The organism is Microcystis sp. M079S1, from assembly GCF_020246425.1.
GTDB classification, from domain to species: Bacteria; Cyanobacteriota; Cyanobacteriia; order Cyanobacteriales; family Microcystaceae; genus Microcystis; species Microcystis aeruginosa.
On record NZ_JADBSZ010000136.1, the window covers coordinates 1 to 7,607 of the forward strand.

Consider the following 7,607-nt stretch of genomic DNA (forward strand, 5'->3'; position numbering starts at 1 on the left):
ACTCAATTGTCTATCTTTTGGTATTAACTTGTTTGTGCCTTAAGTCCTTCTCTATATGGATTTCAGATACTTTTGAGCGTAGGCGCTCTCATCGAATTTTATTTTAAGTTAATTATTTGCATAACAATTCCCGAAGAGCCACAAACAAATTGAATTTATTTCACTAGATGCCAATGATTTTCCTCGTAATTTTGGCAAAGGTTACGGCGAAACCCTATTAATAGAGCAGGGAATTTTAAAATCAGCACTGGTCAAAGAGTCTTCTTATATTGCCAAGATAACTGGTAGAATTTATCTTCTCAATATGACGGATATTTTAGAGAGGGTTAAAAGTCCCTTTGAGTGTTTATGTGATTTTAAATGGCCGATTTGGCAACAATTACAGAACAAACAAAATAATCCTTCCTATGCAGATACTCGTTTTCTTGTCTTTAGCAAATGCTTTTATGAAAGCTACCTGCAGCCGATGCACAAAAATCATCAGCAGGGTTGTTTTTATAGTGAACATCAATATTATCAAGCTATTAATTTAGCATCACAATCGGCTAATGTTTGTAAAAGGTTTCCCGTTGAACCGAAATTTTCTGGTATTGCGGGACATTTTGGGGGAAAAGACTATAATAGTCGTTCCGAACAGTTGAAATACGCAATTCGTGTCTTGACTCGTCAAACTATGCCTTGGCTATATCTGTAAAGGGTCGTGCTTAGTGGCGTATAAAAGTCAGTGGAGCCTCAACCACAGAAAAGGTGGCGTTTGACCCCGTTGTGAAGTAGTGAAATTTTTGTTACAATAGGGAGGTAAGCTGTTCATAATTTAAATTGCTTGTTGAGACGAGGCAAGAGGCAAGAGGCAACAGTAAAGGGATTGGAGGAGATTCGGCTAATCCAAGAATAAGCAGTTTAAATACGTCTTAGCTTAACTGATTATGTCTCGTCGTCAACTGTTGAGTTTTTTAAGTACAGTAATTCTGGCATTTTTTGCCCTTATTCCCGATGCTAACGCTTTAGGTGGCCTCCAACCCCCTTTAAATTAACCTGCACCCGATTTTACCCTACCGACTAACACGGGAGAAGGGAATATTTCCCTATCGGACTATCGGGGTAAAGGGAAAAGAAGATTTATAGTCATTTCAGATAAGTCTGATACAGTCTAAACCGACAAAAGCCTTATGAACTCTGGGATTGATATTCTCAATCTTAATTGAAATGACTATAGTTTAGGTAAAGTGATGGCTAAACTTCCTCATACTTCCTTTTCAGCGATTGCTATTACTTTTTTAGTCATGAATCTTTCTAACCTGTTGAGGCAGGTTTTTTGGGCTTTTTTATGTCTGATACCAAATCCGTTTTTAATAGTGTGATTAACTCCCAAGTTATGAATTGTTTCTCCCTGCTCCGCTGCTTCCCTATACCTTATTAAACAGGATTTAGTATGAAATGGGAAAACAGCACTTTTTCTCGGTCAATGATTATGATAAGTTATAATTTATGGATTAATCAACAACGGAAGATTATAGTTGTAGCTAAGTGAAATCATTGATTAAGAGACCTGTACTTTTCAATAACTTTTTCAGCAGACCCTATTTAGGGGGTAAATCCTGCCATTCACAGTGCCGAAGTTTTAGCACGTTTAGAGGAATTACGGGCGAGTTCTTGAAATTTAAAGATAATTTGCTTTGTTTGAGAACAAATGATCCAGATTGTTCTACCTTTTTATAGCGCTTTTCACGTTACTGAGGTATCGACAGGTTTTGCCAACAAGGGGTTTAAGCTCCTTGCCCATGCCTCATTCTGATGAAAACTGCTATATTTTCTGGTCAAATATAGCGGTTTTCGTCTAATAAGGTATAGTAAATACCTTGATAGATAGGCGTTTCAGCGTTTCAGTCGGGACTCACTTCTGTGAAAACCGCTATATTAACAGAAGCTAATTTATCGGTAGAAAAAGTCTATCGTATTGGTCGTATTGCTCCCTTAGCGAAGACGATGATTATTCTCGCTCGTCGGGGTCAATAAATCATACTAAATCCTGTTCAAAAGGTATAGGAGAGGTGGGATCAGGGAATTTGAGCATTTGTACTAAAATTCCCAATACGCAGTTTAAATACAGTACAGCTTAGTCAAACTTGGGAACAATCCAAGCCGCTATAATAGCCAGTAAAACAACAATTTCTAAGACCTTATATAAGTTAAGAGATTGTAGCCACTGAAAGGTATTGGCTAGACGCAAATTTAACCCCCATTGACGTAATTGAGATAACCATAATTTCGGGCTATCTTGTTCACGAAAACGCCATTTAAGGATAGATAATAACAGGGGAATCCCTCCCACTTTAGCAGTCATGAGCAGGTGCAGGATCAGAACTACTGCCATAATTAACCAACTGAGCAAATGGGCATAATACCAAAAGTGATTTAATTCCCCTTCCGGTAGCCATTCGGAATCCATCATCCGACCACTATACAAGGCAAAAGTTAGGGCAAAAAGAGTCAAAGTATTGACTAAACGATGGAGACTATACCACCAAATCGGCTTACCAAATTGGGTTAATTTGTTAAGAGAATCACTTTGAATTAATCTTTTGTTGCCCCGACGAAAAGCATAGATAGCAAAAACGGGAAAGATAATCAGGGTATAGAGGCCAAAAGTGCCGTGAATACTTTCAATTTCTCGATATTCTGGTAAGGGCAGTTTTAACCAACGACCGTCAAAAGTATCATAGGTCCAATAGGCCGTAACCATGGCGGCAATGAGGGCAATTCCCGTGAATCCGTGCAGAATTCGCAGTAAAAGAGGTTGATAAGGTTGATTAGTTTTCATGAACTCGATCGATACAATGGGGTATGTAAACTTGCCCAGATACTATGTTAACTAATCCTTGGCTCGTCGCTGTTCTTCTCAATACCGTCCTCCTCGGAATCGCCTGGATTGCCCCAAAAAAGCTCTTAACTCGGATGGGTTATCTCCATGCTTGGGTTTTAGGGGTAATTGTCTGGGGAAGCTTGGGATGGCGCGGTTATCTAATTGTTTTATTCTATTTCCTCGTCGGTTCTACTGTCACCCGCATCGGTTTAGCGCACAAGGAAGCGGAGGGAATCGCCGAAAAAAGAGCGGGGGTACGCGGTCCGGAAAATGTCTGGGGTTCCGCTTTAGCGGGGGCAATTTGCGCTATCCTAAGTCTTTTTGCCGCTTCTCCCTGGGATTACCTCTTAATACTCGCTTATGTGGCTAGTTTTAGCACCAAATTAGCCGATACTACTGCCAGTGAGGTGGGCAAAGCTTACGGTAAAACTACTTATCTAATCACTAATTTTAAATCCGTCCCCCGGGGAACAGAAGGGGCTGTTAGTTTAGAGGGAACGCTCGCCGGTTTGCTGGCAGCCACGGCGATTTCCCTGTTAGCATGGGGTATCGGTGCGATCGATCTTATCGGTGTGTTATGGTGCGTAATTGCGGCATTTATCGCCACCAATATCGAAAGTCTCATCGGTGCTACTCTACAAACTCGCTTTCTGTGGTTAACTAATGAATTGGTCAATGTGATCAATACGGTTATCGGTGCGATCGTGGCTATACTGTTAAGCTTGCTCTGGTCTTTCAGCTAAAATTAAGTGACTAAAGAAATATCTATGCTAAAGTGGCGTTTTTGTGCATTGTCCCTGCTGTTACTGCTAATTACTGCCTGTGGGACGGAAAATCAACCGAATTCTAGTTCTAACACTGCAAATAGTCCCAGTGCTGACCGCTTGCAAACGGTGAAAAATCGCGGTAAGTTAATTTGTGGCATTAACGGAGAAGTGCCGGGGTTTAGCTTTGTTAATGAAAAAGGCGAATATTCGGGCTTAGATGTGCAAATTTGCCGAGCTATTGCGGCGGCACTCTTTGATGATCCCTCCAAAGTCGAATATCGTAAACTTAGCCCCCAAGAGAGATTTACTGCCGTACAGACGGGAGAAGTGGATATCCTCAGTCGCAACACCACCTGGACGATTAACCGGGATACCGCCCTGGGGATGGAGTTTATCACCCCGGTTTTCTATGATGGTCAGGGAATTATGGCCACGAAAGCCAGTAATGTTAAGAAATTAGAAGATTTGAGCGGAAAGTCAATTTGTGTGCTATCGGGAACCACCACAGAACAAAATCTGGCCGATGCCATGGCAAAAGCGGCAGTGCAAGGTTATAAACCGATCGTTTCCGATGATGTGGAGGCTTTATATACAGCTTATCAGGCGGGGCGTTGTCAGGCTGTCACTTCCGATCGCTCCCAATTGGTGGCCCGGCGCTCGGTTTTTCCCCGACCGCAGGATCATCAATTATTAGAAGTGGTAATATCTAAGGAACCCTTGGCCCCGGCCGTGGCCGATGGTGATCCCGCTTGGTCGAATGCCGTCCGCTCGATCGTTTTTAGTTTAATTCAAGGGGAAGAATTCGGGATTAACTCCCAAAATATTGCCACTTTTGCCGATAGCAAAGACCCCAGTATTCGGCGCTTTTTGGGTATCGATGAGAAGTTAGGTGAAGATATGGGTTTACCCAATGATTTTGCCCAAAGAGTCTTAAAACAGGTGGGTAATTACGGGGAAATTTATGATCGTGAAATTGGTAAACCCCTGCAACTCGATCGAGGTTTAAATAATCTTTGGACAAAGGGGGGTTTATTGTATTCTCCTCCTTTTCGTTAATTTTAAAATTGTGTTTCCTGACGGGGAATATAGACTCCTAAGGCCGCTGGAATAACTCGAAACATGGCGGGAGTAGTGCTAGTAATTTCGCCATCGGTGTTGATACTATGGGGTTTACGAGTCTGAATTTGAATTTCTTTCCCTTTAAGAGTTCTCACCCAAGATAATAAACCCTGTTGTCCTCGCGGTAATGTCCATAAAAGCGGGAAAATTTGCCACCAGTGTTCAATTTCTAGGCTATATAAATCTAATCTTTGATCGTCGATTTGGGCATCGTGAGCGATCGGCATTCCTCCCCCATAATAACGACCATTTCCGATCGCTATTTGTAGGGTTTTAACTTTGATATTTTGGCCATCAATACCGATCATAGCGGTAAAAGGACGAGTTTTACTTAATAACTGTAGGGCTGTCCAAGCGTAGGCCAAAATCCCCAAACGTCGCTTTAAACCCTTGTTCAGTTTTTGGGTAATTTTCACACTTAATCCTAAACTAGCCACGTTGAAAAAGTATTTATTATTTACCCAACCTAAATCGATATATTTTAAGTTACCTTCCGCAATAATTCGACAGGCTTCGGCAATAGAATTCGGTATCCCTAAAGTCCGGGCCAAATCATTAGCCGTTCCCAAAGGTATAATGCCTAGGGGCAGTTGAGTTTCTACCAACACATCCACCATAGCATTAAGAGTCCCATCGCCACCACCGACGATAACTAAATCAATATTAGAGCGATATTTTTCCATCAAAAAAGGTATATCTTCTACCTTTTTCAAAGGGACGCTGATAATTTCAAAATCCCAATGATTGAGCAGCTCGACAGTTTGAGCAAAGTTTTCTTTACCCTTGCGCGAGTGACGATTGATTAGTAGTAAAGCTCTTTTAGTCATAGGTAAGTTTCTCAGCAGTGCCGGGATAAAGGTTATGTAATTAGGAGTTGCTGAATAAATGTGAAATATAGACGAGGTAAGGGTTTTAGTGGCTGGTTTTGCGAAACAGGTGCAAGTCCTGTAGGGGCGAAGCATTCGGGCATAAACTATCGCTGAAACCGTAGATTTTCTATCCGAATGCTTCGCCCTTACTTTTTCAGTAAGTCCTATGTATAATAGCAAATTCAGACCCTTAAAGGCCATGAAACGAAGATAATGGCAGAATATTACTTAATTTTACTGATAACAGGCGTTTTTTCGGGCTTATTAGCGGGTTTATTCGGTATTGGGGGTGGCACTATCTCCGTGGCGATCCTGTTAAATTTGGGCTACAGTTACGGAGAATCGGTGGCTACCAGCAGTTTAGCGATCGTTTTTACTTCCCTAGGGGGTACGATCCAAAATTGGCGATTAGGTTCCCTCAAATGGCAGCGAGTTCTCCTCTTAGGTTTACCCGGGATTTTTACGGCATTTATCGGGGTCTATCTGGTCAAATATAGCCCCAAACACCTCCTAGAAGCGGCTTTTGGTTGTTTTTTACTGCTCAATATCTATTTAACCAATCTCAAGCAAAATTTAAGCCAAAAAGAGCCAGTTTCTGCCATTAGATTGCATCCTAATCTAGCCTGTCTGCTAACCGGAGGAATCGCTGGATTTCTAGCCGGTATTTTCGGAATTGGCGGTGGGGCGATCATGGTGCCACTACAAATGATTTTTTTGGCAGAAAAGATCAAAATCGCCATTGTCACCAGTTTAGGTGTCGTTTTACTCAATTCGATCGCCGCCTGTTTCGCTCATGCCCAAGCCGGTCATATTCTTTATCTACAAGGGATTATTTTAGGTATCGGTGGTTCCCTAGGTGTACAAGTAACCACTCGTTTTTTACCGAAATTACCGGATCGATTGGTGCGGATTACTTTTTATATTTTTCTGCTACTGATGGCCATTTATTTCTTCATCCGCGCTTGCTCTTAGACCGCATCAACGGACTCGTTAAATCTCAACTTTCTAACCCTTCCACTCTCTCCCTGATGGGCTTTTTCCGTATTCATCAATAAAAAACGGAGAATACTTGACAAATTCGGGGGGGGGTAGAATGGCGGAGATTATTGCTTTTAATCGCTCATCTATGGGGTATAAATCTTAACTTTTCCCAGTATTAGCCACGACATTAACTTGAATCAATCAAATCAAACAGGATTGAGTATAACAGAACCTCCTAGACATGAGGACATAAGGAGATTATGTCCCTTTTTGTATAGCTCTAACCTGTTCAACCTCTAACTCTAACGCGGATGCGACTTGCTCAACACTTAACCCTAGGGCTAACAAACGAGGGACCGCCTCTAGTGCTTTGTTTAGTCTGCCTTGCTCAATGCCTTGCTCAATGCCTTGCTCAATGCCTTGCTCAATGCCTTGCTCAATGCCTTGCTCAATGCCTTGCTCAATGCCTTCCTGACGCGCTTCCTCGCGCACATCTTGAAAATACTGAGTTTGTTTTAATTCATCTAAACTAAACATAGTTTCTATCTCCCGACGATTGAGAAGCGGTAACTTATAAACGAGAATCGTCTCTATTAATTGTAAGAGTTCTTGGGGTTTTTGGTCGGGGGTTAATTCTTCTCTCACTCTTTGGATTAATTTTCGGGTGCTATCAATCGCTTTTGCTTTAGATAGGGTGATTAATTGGACTGTAGCTAAACCAATCGAAGTTTGAGGAATGTTTTCTAATTCATTCAGATAAATCCGTCTCACTCGCTCGGAGTTGAGCAGTTCCCGATAGCGTTGAACTTTATCGGTTTCTACTTGAGGATTAGGATAGACAATCACACCCCGCCAATCATTGGTTAAGTCAGTTTTACTGAGATATAAGAATATTTCGGTGAAAAAGCGCTGATAAAAAGCCTCATCTTCTTGAAATTGTACCTCACAGAAGTAGATAGGAGTCTGGGGGTGATTATTTTGAGGCAGAAAGACTCCATCAAGACGAAA

The 7,607-nt window shown here is 41.7% G+C and carries 7 protein-coding genes and 2 pseudogenes; 6 read left to right on the forward strand and 3 right to left on the reverse strand.

Annotated elements, in window-relative coordinates; genetic code table 11:
• Window positions 1–304 precede the first annotated feature (304 nt).
• From IM456_RS08930 to IM456_RS23530, 3 genes and pseudogenes are all read left to right on the forward strand, one after another.
• Window positions 305–694, forward strand: a complete 390-nt coding sequence (locus tag IM456_RS08930) for a hypothetical protein (protein ID WP_287694080.1) — start codon at window positions 305–307, stop codon at window positions 692–694.
• Window positions 695–926: 232 nt separating this feature from the next.
• A pseudogene (locus IM456_RS08935) lies at window positions 927–1,106 on the forward strand (peroxiredoxin); the annotation flags it as partial.
• A 105-nt stretch (window positions 1,107–1,211) separates the two neighbouring features.
• A pseudogene (locus tag IM456_RS23530) lies at window positions 1,212–1,531 on the forward strand (hypothetical protein); the annotation flags it as partial.
• Window positions 1,532–2,116: 585 nt separating this feature from the next.
• On the opposite strand, the gene IM456_RS08940 reads toward IM456_RS23530, so the two are convergent.
• Entirely contained in the window at window positions 2,117–2,821 is a 705-nt protein-coding gene (locus tag IM456_RS08940) for a cytochrome b/b6 domain-containing protein (protein WP_287694082.1), read from the reverse strand.
• A gap of 44 nt (window positions 2,822–2,865) precedes the next feature.
• On the opposite strand from IM456_RS08940, the gene IM456_RS08945 reads away from it, so the two are divergent.
• Together IM456_RS08945 and IM456_RS08950 are read left to right on the forward strand one after the other, a co-directional pair.
• The gene (locus IM456_RS08945) at window positions 2,866–3,606 is read left to right on the forward strand and encodes a TIGR00297 family protein (protein WP_149986061.1); all 741 of its coding nucleotides are present in this window, start codon (window positions 2,866–2,868) and stop codon (window positions 3,604–3,606) included.
• Between the two features lie 24 nt (window positions 3,607–3,630).
• Window positions 3,631–4,686 (forward strand): amino acid ABC transporter substrate-binding protein, encoded by a 1,056-nt coding sequence (locus IM456_RS08950; RefSeq protein ID WP_002796409.1) that lies wholly within the window; start codon window positions 3,631–3,633, stop codon window positions 4,684–4,686.
• Window positions 4,687–4,688: 2 nt separating this feature from the next.
• Here the strand turns inward: IM456_RS08950 and IM456_RS08955 are convergent, their stop codons facing one another.
• On the reverse strand, window positions 4,689–5,576 hold the full coding sequence (locus IM456_RS08955; protein ID WP_149986059.1) for a lipid kinase: 888 nt from the start codon (window positions 5,574–5,576) through the stop codon (window positions 4,689–4,691).
• Window positions 5,577–5,831: 255 nt separating this feature from the next.
• On the opposite strand from IM456_RS08955, the gene IM456_RS08960 reads away from it, so the two are divergent.
• Entirely contained in the window at window positions 5,832–6,590 is a 759-nt protein-coding gene (locus IM456_RS08960) for a sulfite exporter TauE/SafE family protein (protein WP_147070835.1), read from the forward strand.
• A 267-nt stretch (window positions 6,591–6,857) separates the two neighbouring features.
• On the opposite strand, the gene IM456_RS08965 is transcribed toward IM456_RS08960, so the two are convergent.
• On the reverse strand, window positions 6,858–7,607 hold a 750-nt coding region (locus IM456_RS08965), incomplete at its 5' end, for an Rpn family recombination-promoting nuclease/putative transposase (protein ID WP_287712769.1).

Bases quoted from the DNA above. Each gene is read 5' to 3' on its own strand.
- IM456_RS08930 (WP_287694080.1), top strand. From the start codon at position 305: ATGACGGATATTTTAGAGAGGGTTAAAAGTCCCTTTGAGTGTTTATGT.
- IM456_RS08940 (WP_287694082.1), bottom strand. From the start codon at position 2,821: ATGAAAACTAATCAACCTTATCAACCTCTTTTACTGCGAATTCTGCAC.
- IM456_RS08945 (WP_149986061.1), top strand. From the start codon at position 2,866: ATGTTAACTAATCCTTGGCTCGTCGCTGTTCTTCTCAATACCGTCCTC.
- IM456_RS08950 (WP_002796409.1), top strand. From the start codon at position 3,631: ATGCTAAAGTGGCGTTTTTGTGCATTGTCCCTGCTGTTACTGCTAATT.
- IM456_RS08955 (WP_149986059.1), bottom strand. From the start codon at position 5,576: ATGACTAAAAGAGCTTTACTACTAATCAATCGTCACTCGCGCAAGGGT.
- IM456_RS08960 (WP_147070835.1), top strand. From the start codon at position 5,832: ATGGCAGAATATTACTTAATTTTACTGATAACAGGCGTTTTTTCGGGC.